The organism is Streptomyces lunaelactis (assembly GCF_003054555.1).
GTDB classification, from domain to species: domain Bacteria; phylum Actinomycetota; class Actinomycetes; order Streptomycetales; family Streptomycetaceae; genus Streptomyces; species Streptomyces lunaelactis.
Window position 1 is genome coordinate 652,325 of record NZ_CP026304.1, and the last position, 16,626, is coordinate 668,950.

The 16,626-nt window shown below is 70.1% G+C and carries 14 protein-coding genes; 6 read left to right on the top strand and 8 right to left on the bottom strand.

Translation table 11 applies throughout. The features are described from left to right. Positions 1–100: 100 nt before the first annotated feature. Positions 101–1,726, bottom strand: a complete 1,626-nt coding sequence (locus SLUN_RS02925) for an adenosine deaminase family protein (RefSeq protein WP_108147026.1) — start codon at positions 1,724–1,726, stop codon at positions 101–103. 189 nt (positions 1,727–1,915) lie between these two features. Between SLUN_RS02925 and SLUN_RS02930 the strand changes: the two genes are divergently transcribed. Then, a complete protein-coding gene (locus SLUN_RS02930; protein ID WP_254708370.1) occupies positions 1,916–2,650 on the top strand; it encodes a carbonic anhydrase in 735 nt (244 codons plus the stop codon). A gap of 48 nt (positions 2,651–2,698) precedes the next feature. Here SLUN_RS02930 and SLUN_RS02935 read toward each other — a convergent pair whose 3' ends face one another. The 3 genes from SLUN_RS02935 to SLUN_RS02950 form a co-directional block, all read right to left on the bottom strand. Further along, positions 2,699–3,175, bottom strand: coding sequence for a GNAT family N-acetyltransferase (locus SLUN_RS02935; RefSeq protein WP_108147028.1), 477 nt, complete (start codon positions 3,173–3,175; stop codon positions 2,699–2,701). 346 nt (positions 3,176–3,521) lie between these two features. Beyond that, positions 3,522–4,118 carry an HD domain-containing protein gene (locus tag SLUN_RS02945; protein ID WP_257153643.1) on the bottom strand — a complete coding sequence of 199 codons (597 nt, stop codon included), beginning with the start codon at positions 4,116–4,118 and terminating at the stop codon, positions 3,522–3,524. A 34-nt stretch (positions 4,119–4,152) separates the two neighbouring features. Continuing rightward, positions 4,153–4,881, bottom strand: a complete 729-nt coding sequence (locus tag SLUN_RS02950; RefSeq protein ID WP_108147030.1) for a siderophore-interacting protein — start codon at positions 4,879–4,881, stop codon at positions 4,153–4,155. Between the two features lie 90 nt (positions 4,882–4,971). Here SLUN_RS02950 and SLUN_RS02955 point away from each other — a divergent pair, with 90 nt between their 5' ends. Together SLUN_RS02955 and SLUN_RS02960 are read left to right on the top strand one after the other, a co-directional pair. Next, a complete protein-coding gene (locus tag SLUN_RS02955) occupies positions 4,972–7,035 on the top strand; it encodes a penicillin acylase family protein (RefSeq protein WP_108147031.1) in 2,064 nt (687 codons plus the stop codon). Next, positions 7,025–7,609 carry a GNAT family N-acetyltransferase gene (locus SLUN_RS02960; RefSeq protein WP_108147032.1) on the top strand — a complete coding sequence of 195 codons (585 nt, stop codon included), beginning with the start codon at positions 7,025–7,027 and terminating at the stop codon, positions 7,607–7,609. Before SLUN_RS02955 ends, SLUN_RS02960 begins: the two co-directional genes overlap by 11 nt. Before the next feature lie 75 nt (positions 7,610–7,684). Here SLUN_RS02960 and SLUN_RS39875 read toward each other — a convergent pair whose 3' ends face one another. Together SLUN_RS39875 and ligA are read right to left on the bottom strand one after the other, a co-directional pair. Next, a complete protein-coding gene (locus SLUN_RS39875; protein ID WP_108147033.1) occupies positions 7,685–8,119 on the bottom strand; it encodes a hypothetical protein in 435 nt (144 codons plus the stop codon). A 231-nt stretch (positions 8,120–8,350) separates the two neighbouring features. Next, on the bottom strand, positions 8,351–10,477 hold the full coding sequence (ligA, locus tag SLUN_RS02970) for an NAD-dependent DNA ligase LigA (protein ID WP_170146547.1): 2,127 nt from the start codon (positions 10,475–10,477) through the stop codon (positions 8,351–8,353). 220 nt (positions 10,478–10,697) lie between these two features. Between ligA and SLUN_RS02975 the strand changes: the two genes are divergently transcribed. After that, positions 10,698–11,249, top strand: a complete 552-nt coding sequence (locus tag SLUN_RS02975; RefSeq protein WP_257153644.1) for a DM13 domain-containing protein — start codon at positions 10,698–10,700, stop codon at positions 11,247–11,249. 160 nt (positions 11,250–11,409) lie between these two features. Here the strand turns inward: SLUN_RS02975 and SLUN_RS40825 are convergent, their stop codons facing one another. Then, the gene (locus SLUN_RS40825; RefSeq protein ID WP_108147035.1) at positions 11,410–11,613 is read right to left on the bottom strand and encodes a DUF5999 family protein; all 204 of its coding nucleotides are present in this window, start codon (positions 11,611–11,613) and stop codon (positions 11,410–11,412) included. 253 nt (positions 11,614–11,866) lie between these two features. Here SLUN_RS40825 and SLUN_RS02985 point away from each other — a divergent pair, with 253 nt between their 5' ends. Beyond that, positions 11,867–13,303: a PP2C family protein-serine/threonine phosphatase gene (locus tag SLUN_RS02985; protein WP_108147036.1), complete on the top strand. Its 1,437-nt coding sequence runs from the start codon at positions 11,867–11,869 to the stop codon at positions 13,301–13,303. A gap of 107 nt (positions 13,304–13,410) precedes the next feature. Here SLUN_RS02985 and SLUN_RS02990 read toward each other — a convergent pair whose 3' ends face one another. After that, complete coding sequence (locus SLUN_RS02990) at positions 13,411–14,907, bottom strand: DNA-binding protein NsdB (RefSeq protein ID WP_108147037.1); 1,497 nt, start codon at positions 14,905–14,907, stop codon at positions 13,411–13,413. A 233-nt stretch (positions 14,908–15,140) separates the two neighbouring features. Between SLUN_RS02990 and SLUN_RS02995 the strand changes: the two genes are divergently transcribed. Then, entirely contained in the window at positions 15,141–16,265 is a 1,125-nt protein-coding gene (locus SLUN_RS02995; protein WP_108147038.1) for an aminoglycoside phosphotransferase family protein, read from the top strand. The last annotated feature ends 361 nt before the right edge of the window (positions 16,266–16,626 follow it).

The window sequence follows — 16,626 nt, forward strand, 5'->3', positions numbered from 1 at the left end:
GGAGGATCGCCCTCGTACTGGACGTACTTGGGCGGCTCCGACAACATCGCGAGTGCGCGTGCCAGGCGCCGCGGGGCAGCCGGGACTTCTCAAACACGCCCTATGACCGCGCCTGGCCCCGGGCGGACGCGAGTACCCGTTGCTCGAAGGCTGTGAACGCGGCCTCCTGCCGCCATTCCACCACTGCCTTCTCATTGGCCGCGAGGAACGCCGCACAGAGACGGCCCGGTTCACGCTTGCCTGGCCGTTCGGCGAGGCACTCGAGCACCGGACGGTAGCCGTCCGGCGTGCGCCACAGGCTGCGGCCCGGCAGGAAGGCGTACTCGAGCGAGGCGCGGGCCAGGTCCTTCAGTTCCCGGTAGGACAGGTCGTACGTCGTGGCCGCGCGCCGGTACTCGTCGCTGATGGTGATGCGGGAGACACCCGCGTCATCGGTGGCGAGCACGACCGGGACACCACGCTGCCGGTAGAGCGGGAAGGGGTGTTCGGGGCCCGAGACGCCGAGGATCTGGTCGTTGCTGCTGAGCGGGACCTCCACGGCGACCCGCCGCTCGGCCATGGACCGCAGCAGTCCGTCCGCTCCGTCCTCGTGCCGGATGTCGACGCCGTGTCCGATGCGCTCGGCGTGCGCGACGTTCACCGCCTCGGCGATGTGGAAGCGCAGGTCCTCGGGCTTGACCAGGCCGGGGGCGAGTTCACCGGCGTGCAGGGTGATGTGCGCCCGGGGGTAGACGCGGTGCAGATGGCCCAGCATCCGCATGTGCAGGCTGTAGTCCCGCAGCGATACAGCCCCGTCCTCGGGCTGCACCAGGTTCACCGCGACGAACCGGGGGTCACGTTCGGCGAGCTCCATGGCCACGACCATCTGCGTGAAGACCCGCTCGGGAGCGCTGTTCCGCGAGACCTGCGAGATGAACCGGAACGGCACCGCGCAGCCCGGGTCCGGCTTGGCGCTGTCGCAGCGGGCGGTGGCCCGGAACTCGGCGAGGCCCTGGTCGGCATCGGTCCGCGCCTGGCGCACGACCTGGTCCATGGCGCCGTCGGCGAGCAGCTTCTGACGCATCCGGGGCAGGTTCGCGTCGTAGCCGACACGGTCGGCGAGCGCGTTGGCCCCCGGGCTGTTCGGGGTGATCATCAGCTCTTGGTAGAACTGGTTCTGCCGGGCCACGGTGTTCGCCACCTCGGCCATCAGCTTCCCCGGATGCCGCCAGGACGCCTCGCCGAACTTGCCGAAGGTCGCGAAGAAGTGGTCGTGTCCTGACTCCTCTCCCGGTGTGAAGTCCTGCATCGACCAGGCGCGCAGGACCTGCTGCCGGAACTCGGCATCGGTGCGCAGGTCGGCGGCGGGCCGGCTGTTCGCCGGGCATGGCGGCGCGAGGGCGCGCTGGGTGCCGTTCTCGATGCAGAGACCGTCCGTCACGGCCAGGTCCATCAGCAGCTCGGTCGATGCCGCTCCGGCGAGATGGCTGTGCAGGTCTCCGCCCTTGGGCAGTTGGCGGAAGAACGCGGCCAGGTCCTGCGGCCGGTCGCGGATGCTGTCCAGGAATGCGGACACGCGGTGCTCGGTGGCGGGACCTGGTGCGGGTGCTGGTGCGGGTGCGGTTGTTGGTGCGGGTGGCGCGCCGGTGTCGGCGGCTGCTGCTGCCGGCGCGGTGAGCAGCGCGAGCCCCAGAGCAATCACCACCGTCCGACGGTTCCGTGCGGTGCTACGACTGTTGTTGATCATGCTGGCATCGTGGCCACCTCGGCCCCGAAACGAGGTGGCGACAGGCCGTGATCCCCTGAAAGAGCGAGTGCCAACCTCGTTCTCGGCGAAGGCTGTTGGTGAGACCGTCCGGGTCTGTTCAACGATCTGTAAACAATGGCCAAACATCAACGCCGTGTCGTCGGCGGGAGATACGTTTCCCCGGTGAAGCTGAGGCGAGATGATCATCTGCGAACCGGTACAGGACGTCGTACGTTTCTACGGGCAGCAGTCGCGAGCAGCGCGGCAGCCACCGGTGGCCTTGCGCTCGGGACGATTCCGGCGTCAGCCGCGCCCCCTGCGACGAGCTCCGGTCCCCGGCCGTCCACTCCCTGGCAGGCACTGGACGAGCTGGCCGCGGGCAACCGGCGCTGGCGCACCTTCCATCAGCAACACCCGCACGAGTCACGGTCCGTGCGGAACGCCCTGGTGTCCGGCCAGCACCCCTTCGCCGTGATCCTGGGGTGCATCGACTCGCGCGTACCGCCGGAGCTGGTCTTCGACCAGGGGCTCGGCGACCTGCTGACCGTACGCTCGGCAGGCGAGGTGCTGGACGAAGCCGTCCTCGGGAGCATCGCGTACGGCGTCCTGGAGCTGGAGATACCCCTGATACTGGTTCTCGGGCACCAGTCCTGCGGCGCGGTCGCCGCGGCGGTTCACGCCGATGAATCGGGCGAACAACTGCCCGCGCACATCCAGTACTTGGCCGATCAGATACGTCCGGCGATAGACTACAGCCAGCACGGCGACGCCCGTGTCGACTCGACCGTCAACCGCAATGCCGGACTCGTCCGCCGACGCCTCGCCGCGGAGCCCGACCTCGCCGCCAAGGTTGCCGCCGGGGAACTCGCCATCGTCGGGGCCCGGTACGAGCTCACGTCTCAGCTCGTCCACGCGCTCGACTGACGCTGCCCCTGACGGCTCACGTGGGGTGGATGGCGCGGGCGGGCGGCGTCAACCGATCGGGAGGACCATCTCGGGCCGGTCCCACATCACCGCGGGCGGATTCGCGCTCACGGTGCCGATCCGTTTCGCCCCGACGCTGAGGTAGAAGCCCTCGGCAGGCGGGTGCGCGACGATACGGACGGCTGCCAGCCCGGCATCGCGCGCCTCGCCCAGCAGGTGCTCGATCATGCGGCGGCCGATGCCGAGTCCCTGCGCGGCGTCGGCGACGAACATCAGGTCGAGTTCGGGTGGGGACAGGACGAGGGCGTAGAAACCGAGCAGTCTTTCGTCCTCGCCGAGGGCCAGGAAGACCCGGTGGGTCTCGATGTAGTCGGGGCCCACCCGGTATCCGGCGATCATCGGCGCGTAAGGACCTTCGTACGCACGGGAGCGACGCATCAGCTTCGTGAGCCGTTTCGCATCCCGGGCCGTCGCCCGCCTGATCCGCACCTCTTCGGCGCCGGCCGGCCGGCTGTTCGGGGTCATGCCACCACGGTAGACGGCCCGTCGTCCGGCACGTCTGCGACGCGTACGGTGGGCTGCTCACCGCGGCACGGACGACCGCCTTGTCATAGTCGATCTCCCGGTGCTCGGAGCGCAGTTGGGACTGAACGACTCCTCCGAGCCGCTGCCCGGGCGGCACGCGGGAGAGATCACCGCGACTACGTCGGGGCCTTCTTCGACCTGCACCTGCGGGGCATCGCGCAGCCGCTGCTCAACGGCCCGTCGGCGGCGAATCCGGAAGTCACACCGCACAACGGATCCTGAGGCCGGCCCTTCAACGCTGTGGCGTGGACTTCGGGCGTCGGGCTTCGGGCTTCGGGCTTCGGCTTCAGCCGTGCACGGGGTACGAAGCCTGGAAGGCCAGTCGCCCGTCGGCGCCCTCACCGACGCGCGCCAGCTCCTCGTCGAGCTCCAGGAACTCCTCCCAGGCCGCCCCGCCGCTCGCCCCGGCCAGCCGCGCCACCAGCAGATCCTCCAGTTCCTGGACGCGCTTGTTCTTCCAGATCTTGTCCGCGAGGCTCACCAGCAGATCCTCGATCCCGATTTCGGGGTCGGTCCACCTCGCGTGGGTGCCTGCGAACCGGGCGAGGTGGGGGGCGAACCCTTCGGCGAGCAGGAGCCGGCGCCCTGCTTCCTCGTGCTCCGAGCCGGGGCCGGTGAGTTCGGCGACGTACATGGTCTTGCCCACATCGTGCGTTGCAGCCCCGAAGAGAACGGCCTCCCGGTCGAAGGACAGCGCCGGGTTCCGCCGCTCCGTCCAGTCGGCGAGTTGGTGCGCGACATCGTGAACGGCGCGGAGATGCGCCGCGAGGCGCGGCGGGGCGTCCAGGCGCCGGAGGAGGTCGGCCACCTGCTCCGGCAGCGGGCGCAGCGGCGGGTCGTCGGTGTGGTGCAGCGCACGCTGCAGCAGGTCGGCGGTCGTCACCGCGCCAGGGTACGTGCCAACCGCCTCGCCGACCTCAGGCCGCTGTGCGCCAGTAACCCAGGGCGTTCACACGATCCTTGGGGATCGCCAGGTCCTTGCGTACGTACGCGGTCAGCGCCCGGGTCGTCGTCGTATCGCAGGCGATCCAGATGTACGCGTCGGCCGCGCCGTCGAGCAGGGACGGCAGGGCGGTCTTCACCTCGTCGACCAGGTGGGCTCCGGCGTCGCGGCGAGGGACGCTGCGCAGGTCGTGGTGGGCCGCGTCCAGACGGAGCGGCAGGTCGTGGTCCGACGCGTGCGTCGTTTCGAACCAGATAGTCGCCGGCACCTCCGGGAGCGCGTCGAGCAGTGAGTTGATCGCCGGGAGCGAGGCCGGGTCGCCGATGACGAAGAGCCGCGTCGGCAGCGGGTCGGGCGCGGCGAACCCGGTGCCCTGAAGCGTCGCCTCGATCATGTCGCCAGGCTGCGCCTTGCGCGCCCAGTCGCTCGCGCAGCCCTCGTGCAGGGCGAACTCCAGGCTGAAGGTCCCGGCGGCAGGGTCGGGATCGACGAGGGTGTACGCCCGCTGATGCGGCTTGCCGCCGTTCTCGAACCACACGCGGACCCACATGGTGGGGTGCACGCCGGTCAGCGCGAGCATGCCGCCGTCGGTGAAGTGCACCCGCCGGAAGTCCTTGGTGACCTCCTCGGACCCCGTCACGGTGAACTCGAAGTCCTTGCCGCGCATCAGTTTGAGGACGACGCCCTCCCAGCCGTGACCCACCACGCACTCCTCCCCACAGGCCCGGGATTGTTTCCCGGGCAACCGTCGCTTAAGTTAGGCCAGCCTAACCTAAAGAAGTCGAGGAGCAGAGTGAGCACAAAGATCTACCGGGACGCCTGGGGGATCCCGCATCTGCGGGCGGACAGCGCCGGCGAACTCGCCTTCGCCCAGGGGCGCAACGCCGCCGTGGACCGGGCCTGGCAGATCGAGGTCGACCGGCACCGGTCACAGGGCACCACGGCCGCCTTTCTCGGCGTGGACGCCGTCGGCTGGGACCGTTTCGCCCGGCAGGCCCGGCTGGACGACACCGCCCGGCGCTGCTTCCGCGGCCTCGACAAGAACACCGCCTCCTGGATCACGAAGTACGTCGACGGGGTCAACGCAGGCCTTGCCGACGGGGCGCGACGGGCCCCGGAATTCGCTGTCGCGGGACTGGCTCCCGGGCGATGGGAGCCGTGGACACCGCTGGGGATCTGGCTCGGCACGCACATCCTCTTCGCGGGCTTCCCCACCAAGCTGTGGCGCGAGGAGGTCGCCCGCACCCTCGGTGACGAGGCGATCGAGCTGTTCGCCACCGATGGGCCCGGCACCTCGGGGAGCAACGGCTGGCTCGTCACCGGCGAGCGGACCGTCACCGGGGCTGCGCTCATCGCGGGCGACCCGCACCGTTTCATCGAGGACCCGGGGATCTACCAGCAGATCCATCTGTCCTGCCCGGAGTTCGACGTGGTCGGGCTGGCCGTGCCGGGCATCCCGGGGACCCCGCATTTCGGGCACACCGGGTCGGTGGCCTGGGCGATCACCAACGCCATGGCCGACTACCAGGACCTCTACGCCGAGCGGCTCCGACGACGCGGCACGGAAGTGGAAGCGCTCGGCACGGAGGGCTGGCGGCTCACCTCCGTACATACCGAGACCATCGAGGTCGCGGGCGCCGACCCCGTCGAGATCGAGGTGATCGAGACCGAGCGCGGGCCCGTCGTGATCGGCGGCCCGGACGAGACGGCGGCGATCAGCCTCCGCATTCCCCCACGAGTGAGCGGGGACCTCGGCTTCGGCTCCCTGCCCGCGCTGCTGCGCGCCCGGACCGTCGCCGACGTGGACCGGGCGTTCGACGGATGGGCCGAGCCCGTCAATGTCGTACAGGCCGCGGACACCGAGGGCGGTCTGCTGCACCGTGTCGCGGGCCGGGTGCCGCTGCGGCATCAGGACAACCGGCTGCGTGTCGTACCGGCCTGGGAGCCGGGACACGAATGGTGCGGCTGGTACTCGCCGCTGCCGCGCGAGGCGGTCGACGGCGTCGCGGTGATGGCGAACCAGCGCGGACTGGCCGAACCCCTCGGTGTCGAGTTCGCGCCACCGCACCGCGCCGACCGCATACGCCGCCTGCTGGACGAGCCGGGCGCCCGGTCGGCCAAGGACATGGCCGCCGTACACATGGACACCCAACTGGCGTCCTCCCGGCCCCTGTTGGAGCTGCTGGGCGGCTTGGACGGACTGAGCGAGGCGGCATCGGAGCTGCGGGGGCGGCTGCTGGGCTGGGACTGCCGGATGGACGCCGGGAGTACGGACGCGGCGGCGTACGCCGATCTGCGCTCGGCGGTGGTGCACCGACTGGCCGCCGATCCGGCACTGGAGGCGTTGGCACGGCCTGCCGAGCCCTCAGGGTACCCGGAGATGTTCCTGCCCTGGCTGGCGCTCGTCCCGCGGGTCGCGTTCGCGCTCGAGACGCTGCTGACGACCGGCGCCCTGCCCGGGATCGACCGGCCGGAGCTGGTGCGGGCCGCCGTCGAGGAGGTGGCCGCCGAGGGCCGTACGCCCACGGCGTGGGGTGAGACGCACCGGCTCGCACCGTGGCAGGCGCTGCCCGACCCGACGCACGAGGTCTGGCCGGGGCTGTCCGGTGACCACGACTGTGTGCTGTCCACATCGAGCGTTCCGGGCATCACCGACCGCAGCTCGCGGGGACCGGCGGCCCGCTATGTGTGGGACCTCGCACGGCGGGAGGACAGCCGCTGGGTGGTTCCGTTCGGGGCGTCGGGGGTGCCCGGCGATGCCCACCACCGGGACCAGCTGCCGCTGTGGCTGCGCGGGGAACTCGTTCCCGTGATCACCGACTGGACTCAACTGACCGAGGAGACAAGTGACTTCTGAATCCGCCACCCGCCCCCGCGAGGCCGTGCACGAGCAGCACGTCGAGGGCTTCGGGACCGTCCGCATCGTCCCGGTGGACCCTGCCGCCGACGTCGATCTGATCCACGGCTGGGTCACCGGGGAACGGGCCCGGTTCTGGGGCATGAGCGGCCACAGCCGTGATCAGGTCCTGGAGATCTACGAGTATCTGGACTCGCTCACCACCCACCACGCCTTTCTGGTGCAGCGGGACGGCGTGCCGGTCGCGCTCTTCCAGAGTTACGAACCGGACGCCGACCCGGTCGGCGAGTGCTACGAGGTACAGCCCGGCGACTACGGGGTCCATCTGCTGATCAGTCCCGCCGAAGGCAGTGCGGAGCGCGGCTTCACCGGCGGCCTCCTCACCGTGTTCCTCAGCTATGTGCTGGCGGATCCGCGGTGGAAGCGGGTCGTGGTCGAGCCGGACGCCCGCAACAGCAAGGCCATCGAGCGCCTTGTCCGGGCGGGTTTCGTGCTCGGACCCGAGATCGACAAGCCGGAGAAGCGGGCCCGGCTGGCCTTTCTCAGCCGCGACGCACTGGGGCGCAGCGGCTGAGCGAGCCTGCGAGCAGGCACACGAGCGGGCCGTCAGCCCGCCATCCGAACCAAGAAACGTGCTCGTCCCGGTGAGTCAGGCCTGGCAGCGGATGAGGAAGTTGACGTACGCGTTCACCGGGCGGGTCTCGGTGTCGCCGCCTGAGAGGCTGTGGTGATGGTCTCCGGCGGAGTCGGTGTCCACGCTGTCGCGGTTCCAGATGGACCTGTGCGAGCCGGCCACGGCGGTGGACGAACTGTCGGTGGGGACGCCGGAAACCGAGTGGCTGTGGGGGCCGGGGCTGCCCAGCGTGAACAATGTGGTCGCAGGCAGGGCGGCGGCGTGGTTCTGCACCGAACCGGCCTTGTCGCCGGCGGCTCCCCCCTGGTTCGCCGCGGTCCGGCTGCCCGCGTCAGGGTCGCGCCCGGTGTAGTCGTCCACGCCGCGCAACAGGTATCCGCGGTAGTCGGGCAGGTCGAACGTGGTGTTGCCGTTTCCGAGACATTCGACCTGTAACGTGATCTTGTACATCGGTGGTGGGGCTTCATGCCCGGTCGAGTCCGAATCCAGCCCGTTGGGCGAGTGTCGGGGGAGTGTCGACCTGCTGACAGCTCTGTCCGGGTGAGGCCCTTCGCGGACGGCGAGAGCGCCAGTTCGTCGACGCCGGTCAGGCGCCGCTGCCGCTTCTGGGCGATCTGTGGCTCGAAGGCGCACGGCCACGTCCGCGACGCGATGAGGCTCCGCGGGTGGGCGTCCAGGCCGTCAGCCGGTCCGGTCGAGGAAGTCGGCAACCAGCTCGGCGAACTCGTCGGGGCCTACGACCCGGGTGCCCAGTTGCTCGGCCTTCTCCCGCTTGGATCCCGCGTTTTCACCGGCGACAAGCAGTGACGTGCGCTTGGAGACGCTGGAGGAGGACTTGCCGCCGGCCCGCTCGACGAGTTCGTTCATCTGGTTGCGCGAGAGCTTCTCCAGGGCTCCGGTCATGGCGCCGGTGACCACGACGGTCATACCGTCCAGCGGGCCTCCGTCTGCCGCGTGTTCGTCTTGTCCGCCTTCGCCGTCCCGGGCTGCGGCGTCTCCTGGCTCGACGGGCGGAGTCGCGCCAGGCTCGGTCATGTTGACGCCCGCGGCAGTGAGCCGGTCGATGAGCGGAGCCAGTTCGGCGAGCTCGGCGACCACCATTCTGGCCTTTTCGACACCTATGCCCTCGACCTGCTGCAAGGCATCCGCGTCGGCGGCCCGTATGTGCTCCATGGTCGCGAAGTGACGTGCGATACGGCGGGACATGGAGCGGCCCGTGCCGCGCACGCCCAGCGCGCAGAACACCCTGGACAGCGGCCGGGCCTTCGCCCCGTCGATGGCCGCGAGGAGATTGTCGGTGCTGGTCTCCCCCATCCGGTCCAGGTCCAGCAGCCGGTCCCGGGTGAGCGTGAACAGATCGGCGAAGTCGGCGACGAGCCCCGCGTCGACGAGCTGGACCACGCGGGTGGCACCGAGTCCCTCGATGTCGAGCTGGTCGCGTCCGGCGGCGTACGAGACGGAGGCCACCAGCCGGCAGTTGCGTCCCCGCACACACCGCCAGCGCTGCTCGGAGGTGTCGATGCCGGAGCCGCACTGCGGACACACCTCGGGGAAGACGATCACCTGCTCGTCGCCGGTCCGCAGATGGGCGACGGGCGCCTCGATACGGGGGATGACGTCGCCCGCCTTGTAGACCATCACCTGGTCACCGATGCGCAGGTCGCGGCGGGTGATGTCGGCCGGGTTGTGGAGGGTGGCGAAGGTGACGGTCGATCCGTCGATCTCCACCGGCTCCAGGACGGCTCGGGGCGCGATGATGCCGGTGCGTCCCACATTCCACTCGACGCCGAGCAGGGTCGTGACCTTCTCCACCGCGGGCAGCTTGTACGCGATCGCCCACCGCGGCGCCCGCGAACCGGAGCCGGCCGCGGCCTGGTCGGCGGCGCGGTCCGCCTTGATGACGATGCCGTCGATGCCGAAGGGCAGCTCGGGGCGCAGGGCGGCGATCTCTTCGATACGGGCCTGGACCTCGGCGACCGCCGTCAGCGTGCGGGGCGCGACCGGGGTGGTCTCGGCGGTGTGTACGCCCAGCCCGGCGACGTAGGACATGAGCTCGCTGTGCGGCCACTCCCTGATCCGCTCGGCGAGTTCGGCGCCGGACGCGGGCAGCGGCAGCGCTCCGTAGCCGAAGAACGTCATCTCCACCGTGTACTCGCGGTCCTTGGCCCGCAACGTACCGGCCGCGCCGTTGCGCGGGTTGGCGAACGGGACCCCGCCGTGCTCGGTGCGGACCGTGTTGGCCTGCTCGAACTGCGCGGTGGTCATGAGCACTTCGCCGCGCACCTCGAGCGTGACCGGCTCCGCGAGCCGGTCCGGCAGGCCGATGACGGTACCGATCGCGTGCGACACGTCCTCGCCCGCACTGCCGTCGCCGCGGGTGATCAGCCGGGCGAGGCGGCCGTCCTCGTAGCGCGCTGCTATCGCCAGGCCGTCCAGCTTCGCCTCGACGCTCCACTGCCCGACCGGCCGGCCGATCCGGCGCTCCACGGAAGCGGTCCAGGCCAGCAGCTGCTCGGCGGAGAAGACGTTGTCCAGCGACAGCATCGGCACCGTGTGGGGCACATCGCCGACCGCTGCTCCGCCGGCGACCTGCCCGGTCGGCGAGTCGGCCGACATCTCGTCGGGGTGCGCCTGTTCGTACGCGGCGATACCGCGCACCAGGCGGTCGTACGCGTCGTCGTCCAGGGTGCTCTCGCCCGTCGCGTAGTACGCGGCAGCGGCCTTGGTGGCGGTCGCGACCGCTTCGGCGTACGCGGCTGCGTCGTCGAGGATGGCGGCAGCGGCATGAGCGGCAGGTGTCGTCGTCATGGCTCTCATACTGCCGCCCACCACTGACAATGGCCCCGGCCGGCCGATTTCGGCGGTCGCCTCGGCAGGCAGGCTCGGGCAGGCGGGCTCGGCACCGTCTGACCGGTCTGCTCGACGTAAGAGTTTCGTCATCAGGCTCGGCACGCCAATCGGCCCGCGATCCCGTTCAATTGAGGCCGGGACCGGTCGCGTGGGGATCGGCGGATGTGAGGAGACGACGGTGGGGCGCGTACGGACGTGGTTGGGCAGGCCGTGGGGCGTGACGGTGCTGGCCGTCGGGCTGGCAGTGGCCGGCGTGGGGCTGTACTGGTTCCAGCCGTGGAAGCTGTGGATGGACGAGACCGTAAAGGACGCGGTCCCCACGGCGGCAGCCGGCACGGGTGCCGGGGACCCGGCGGCGCAGCCGGCCGGTTCGGCGCCCCGGACCCTTGCCACCGGCGAGCTGATCAGCCATGAACACAACACGAGTGGCTCGGTAAGGGTCCTGCAGCTGGCCGACGGGACGCGCGCCCTCCGGCTGGAGGACCTCGATACCAGCAACGGACCCGATCTGCGGGTGTGGATCACCGATGCCGCGGTGAAGGAGGGCGTTGCGGGCTGGCGCGTCTTCGACGACGGCAAGTACCTCAGCCTGGGCAAGCTCAAGGGAAACAAGGGGGACCAGAACTACGCCCTGCCGGAGGACCTCGATCTGAAGCAGTTCACCAGCGTCACGATCTGGTGCGACCGCTTCGATGTCTCCTTCGGAGCGGCCGCGCTCGCTCGCGCCTGAGAGCGCCTGACCTCGGACAGCGACGGATCGGCGGCGGGCGCCCCCTCAGAACGGAAGCACCCGTCCCGACGGGGTCCGCAGGTCGAGGTCGCGGGCGGGCTTCTGCCGTACGGGCCTGCGGATTCGGATCTGAGGAGCCTTGGCCATCACCCTCACCCTCTCAAGCCGCAGCGCATGCGCGCTGTCCGGTCGAGGGCAGAGGAGACTCTGCCCGGCCGTCGGGCAGAAGCTCACCCATGTCCTCGAAGAGGATGGCAGCGTTGCACAACGGACTCCAGCCTTGCTCGGGCAGCGGTACAAAGGTGTGCGCGGCGGCCCGATCGAGGCTCGCGGCGGACGGACACGGGGGCCGATTCGAACGCATGGCGCACCTCCAACTCCTTTGGCCTGCGACGCACTTGCCGCATGCACTCTCCACCGGTTATGACCGAACCAATGCCCAGAACTCATCGGCCCACACCTGACAATCAAGGCGACAGGCAGCCGGAGGCATATACCAGAGGCACCACCGGATCGAGTGTTGCCGAATCCCTTACGGGCCCTTGCTCCCTGTGCAACAGTCGTAACCGGTCCACTATTCGGACCTGGCAGTGGCCGCGCCTGTATCGGAGTACGACATGCCGTCCCATCTCTTCGCGGACCGTCCCGCCCCGCAGCCGCCCGAGCGCGGCACCGTCGATGCGCTGATCACTCAGACGCGCCGGCTGCGCGGTGGCGTCGACGCCGTGCGCCGGGACTCGGAAGTGACCGAGGACGATCCGCAGGGCCGGTGGCAGCGGGCCCTGTGCGACCTTGCGGTCCACCATCTGGACGACCTCGGCTCGCACCTGGGTCAGCTCAAGGACGGGCTACCGCAAGATGCCGTCGAGGCTTTCGAGGACGATCTCGCCGATTACGAGGCGGACCACGCCCAGCGCTCCGGTTCGCTCCTCAGCCGGGTCGGCAGCGCGGAGTGGAATCTCCTCACCGACGAGGTGAACTGGTCCGACGAGCTCTATCAGATCCTCGGCCGCCCTCCGCAGAACGGGCCGATGTCCCTGGACGAACTGCCGTCCATGGTGTTCGCGGAGGACCAGGCACTGCTCACCTCCCTGGTGACGGACTGCCTCGTCGACGGCCGGCCCATCGACGGCGAATTCCGCATGGTCCGGGCCGACGGCAGGGTCCGTACGGTGCACATGATGGGGGAGCCCGTCCTCGACGCCGACGGATCCACCGCATCCATGTGGGCGGTGCTCCGGGACGTCAGCGAGCTGCGCCGCAGCCAGCGGGCCGTACGCGAGAGCCGTGACTCGCTGCAGCGCCGGCAGCACTTCGCCCAGACCGAGCGCAGGCTCGCGGTCGAGCTGCAGGAAGCCGTGCTCCCGCCCTGGCGCGGATCGCTGCAGTTCCCGCTCGAAGGACCCGCGGCCCTGGACGTCTCCGCGCACTATCTGCCGTCCTCCAACAGCGCACTGATCGGCGGCGACTGGTACGACGCGCTCCAACTGCCGGGCGGTGAGTCGCTGTTGAGCGTCGGAGACCTCACCGGGCACGGCGTGACCGCGACCTCGACGATGGCGATGCTGCTGGGCGCCCTGCGCGGTATGGCCGTGGCCGGTATCCGGCCCGGACCGCTGATGACGCATCTCAACCACCTGCTGGAAACGTCGGTCCAGCCCGCCCTGGGCAGCGCGGTCTGCTGCCGCTACGACCCTGCCTCCCGGACCCTCTCCTGGGCGCAAGCAGGACACCCCGCCCCGCTGCTGTTCCGCAACGGGACGGGGCGCGCCCTGACGCCGCCGGACGGGGTGCTCCTCGGAGCGACGTCCGGCGCGGCCTACGAGCAGGCCGAACTGAAACTCCTCCCCGGCGATCTGCTGGTGCTGCACACCGACGGACTGACGCGCACGAGCGCAGCCGAGGAGTGCGACACGGACCGGCTGCTCGCGCTGGCACCGAGGTTCGCAGAAGCCCGCGACGCGCACGAGTGCGTGCGTATGGTCGTCGAGGAATTCGGTGAGGACAACCGCGAGGACGACGGCTGTGTGATGGTCGCGAGGATCGGCGCGTAGCACGCCGTCCGCCGCTTGGTGAACTCGTCTTCTGAGGAAAGCCGGTAGAAGAACCCCACTGAGCCAGAAGCCTCTGAGCAGAACCGGTGGGAACTGTTCGGTGGTTCCTAGATCTCGGCGCTCCTCGACGTCTTCGTCGGGCTGCTGGGCAGGGCCAGCTGGATTTCCTCGCGCAGATCCTGGATCTTCGCGTAGCCCGCATAGTGCCCGGTCAGTCGGTACATCTCCCGCAGCCTGTCCCACGTCCGGTGCGAGGAGGTCTCCCCCATCGAGACGAGTGCCAGGCGGGCGTAGCGGTCAGCCTGTTCGGGGTCGTCGGCGATGAAGCATGCCGAGGCCAGTGAGATGTAGTCGAAGATCTTGGAGCGCTGGCGGCCGCCCTCCCGCAGGTCCAGCGCCTGTTTGGCGTGACCCTGCGCGGTGTTCGCCGCTGTCGCGTCGTGTTCGGCGAGGGTGCGGTAGGCCAGGGCTTCCATGCCGTGCAGATCCGCCTCGTTGAACATCTGCATCCAACTCGGCGCAGGTACATCGCCCTTGTCGGACACGAACAGGTCCTCGGCCTCGCCGAGGGTGCGGCGCATGGCCTGGCCGCGTCCCATGGATGCCTGTGCCCATGCTTCGATGGTGTGCAGCATCGCCCGGGTGCGCGGCAGGGTCTGTTCACCCGAGCCGGACTTGGCCAGCTTCATCAGGTCAAGGGCGTCGTCGGGACGGCCCAGGTGGACCATCTGGCGGGCAGCCCTGGAGAGCGCTTCACCGGCGCGCGGGCGGTCGCCGCCCTCGCGTGCCGCGTGAGCGGCGATGACGAAGTACTTCTGGGCGGTGGGTTCGAGGCCGACGTCGTGTGACATCCAGCCGGCGAGCACGGCGAGGTTGGCGGCGACGCCCCACAGGCGACGCTGGAGATGGTCGGGGTGCCGGTAGGCGAGCATGCCGCCCACTTCGTTGAGCTGCCCCACAACTGCCTTGCGCTGGAGGCCGCCGCCGCGGGCGGCGTCCCAGGCGCGGAACACTTCGACGGAACGCTCGAGTGCCTCGATCTCCTGCGACCCGATGGGGGCGGCCTCATAGCGGTCGAACCCAGCGGGGTCGGCGTGCAGGGGACTGTCGATACGTGGGGCGTCCTGGACGAGTGCGGGGTCGGTGTGCAGCCAGTCGTGCATGGCGCTGCTGAGTGCGGAGCCTGCGGCGAGCGCGGCGCCCGCGCCCACCAGGCCGCGTCGGTTGAGCATGAGGTCCATTCCCGTGAATTCGGTGAGGACCGCTGCCGTCCGTTCGGGCGCCCACGGAAGGCCGTCAGGGTTGTTGTCACTTCCCTGGACGTCCCGCCGCCTACCCGCTCGCCCGATACGTACGAACCCGAGGTCCTCGATGGTCACGACACGACCGAGTCGCTCGGTGAACAGAGCTGCCAGCACGCGGGGCACCGGATCGCGGGGGGACTCCCCCATGTCGATCCACCGCCGTACCCGCGAGGTGTCGGTCGCCAGCTGGGGGTGGCCCATGGCCGCCGCCTGCCGGTTCACGAGTCTTGCGAGTTCCCCCTTGGACCAGCCGGCCAGGCCGAACAGGTCGCAGAGGCGGGTGTTGGGTTCTCCGGTCACTTCAAGCCCCCAGGTTCTCGGCTGAGTTGACAGTAACCCCCTGTCAGATGGGTGGCGACTATTCGCCAGGCTTCGCCAGGGTGCGCCAGATGGTCTGCCACCCGCGGCGGGGTGTGACGTAGGAACGCGCCACCTCGGCCCGGCAGCCGGAGGCATTCCCCAGGGTGCCGATCGGCTGCCGGGGCGGGGCCGCGTACGTAACTTGTCGGCACACGAAGGGATCTGTATCTCCCATGTACACAGCATCGTCCTCCGTGTCCGCTCCGCACCGGCCGCAGCGCTCCCCCGTTGTGCCGGCCGGCACAGGACCGTATCTCGACCCCACCCACGCCGGCCGGGCTCGACGGCCGGCGGGGGCGGTCAGCCAACCCCTCAGCGGGAGAATCGACTTGTCCGGCCCTCAGGGCGCGCAGCTGCGAATGGCTATCGCGTCGGTGCACCGGATCTGTCCGGAGTTCAATCCGGTTCAGGTACTGCGCCGCAGCGGACGTTCCGTACTGCTCGTCGGCACCACAGGGCGTACCACGGCGGTCGCCAAGTGCTTACTGGACCACTCGCCCGCGTGGACCGAGCGGTTCCGTCATGAAATAGCTGCCTATCGCGCCTTCGTCCGGCACCGCCCACCAGTGCGGGTCCCGCGGCTGGTCGCCGCGGATCCCGACAACTGCACACTGGTGATCGAGCGGATGCCGGGCCGGGCGGCGGCCCTTGCACGGCACCCGGCCGAGGCTCCGCCCCGTGCCGATGTACGGGCCGCCCTCGGCGCGATCGCGCGACTCAATTCCTGGCGGCCGCCGGCCGGGATGTTCGACGCCCCCCTCGACTACGCCTCCCGCATCTCGCGTTATCACGAGCTGGGCCTCTTCACCGACCGTGACCTCGGCGACCTGCAGAAGCTGCTGCACGGGCTGGCGTATGCGGGAGGCAGGCAGGGCATGGGCCAGTTCTGTCACGGCGACGCGCTGCTCTCCAACATCCTGCTGTCGCCGACGGGGCCTGTGCTGGTCGACTGGGAGCACGCGGGCTGGTATCTGCCCGGGTACGACCTGGCGACACTGTGGGCGGTGCTGGGGGACGCGCCGGTGGCGCGCCGTCAGATCAGCCAGCTGGCGCAGCAGACGGGACCGGCGGCGCGGGACGCGTTCCTGGTGAATCTGATGCTGGTGCTGACCCGGGAGATCCGTACGTACGAGACGGCTGTGCAGCGGACGATGCGAGAGGCGGCACCCGCGGGCGCCGGCCAGGCGCAGTCCGGTGGACTGTCGGCCGGCGAGGAACAGCGGCTGCTGCTGCGGCGGCTGCACGATGACTGCGCGCTGGCACGGCGGGCCGTGCGCGCCGCGGTCGGCACTCGCTGACCGACCACACAGAGGGGGAAGCGCGCTGCGCGCCCAGTGCCGACACACTGGGCGCGCAGCGCGCTGTTGTGCCCCGGTGGCGCGGTCTCCTGAGCGATTCCTGACCGAATACCGGGACGGCCGAACTCGCCTTCCCTATAAGGACATTGGTCCATGCCACTGACGCGCCGCAGGCCCCGCGCCCGCCGCCGCGAAAGACCGCGACACCCGCGCTGACGTGCGAAATCCTTGTGGCTGAGCATGATTGACGGATCGTCCGGGAGCCGATACCCCTGTACTCGTGTCCGACCCCGCAGGCACCGTCGCGCACCACCCGTCCCTGGAGGCTGCCGTGCAAGCATCCGCCCCCGCACGACCGAGA

Coding starts and splice junctions, on each gene's coding strand:
- SLUN_RS02925 (WP_108147026.1), bottom strand. CDS start 1,726: ATGATCAACAACAGTCGTAGCACCGCACGGAACCGTCGGACGGTGGTG.
- SLUN_RS02935 (WP_108147028.1), bottom strand. CDS start 3,175: ATGACCCCGAACAGCCGGCCGGCCGGCGCCGAAGAGGTGCGGATCAGG.
- SLUN_RS02985 (WP_108147036.1), top strand. CDS start 11,867: ATGCCGTCCCATCTCTTCGCGGACCGTCCCGCCCCGCAGCCGCCCGAG.
- SLUN_RS39875 (WP_108147033.1), bottom strand. CDS start 8,119: ATGTACAAGATCACGTTACAGGTCGAATGTCTCGGAAACGGCAACACC.
- SLUN_RS40825 (WP_108147035.1), bottom strand. CDS start 11,613: ATGCGTTCGAATCGGCCCCCGTGTCCGTCCGCCGCGAGCCTCGATCGG.
- SLUN_RS02995 (WP_108147038.1), top strand. CDS start 15,141: ATGTACACAGCATCGTCCTCCGTGTCCGCTCCGCACCGGCCGCAGCGC.
- ligA (WP_170146547.1), bottom strand. CDS start 10,477: ATGACGACGACACCTGCCGCTCATGCCGCTGCCGCCATCCTCGACGAC.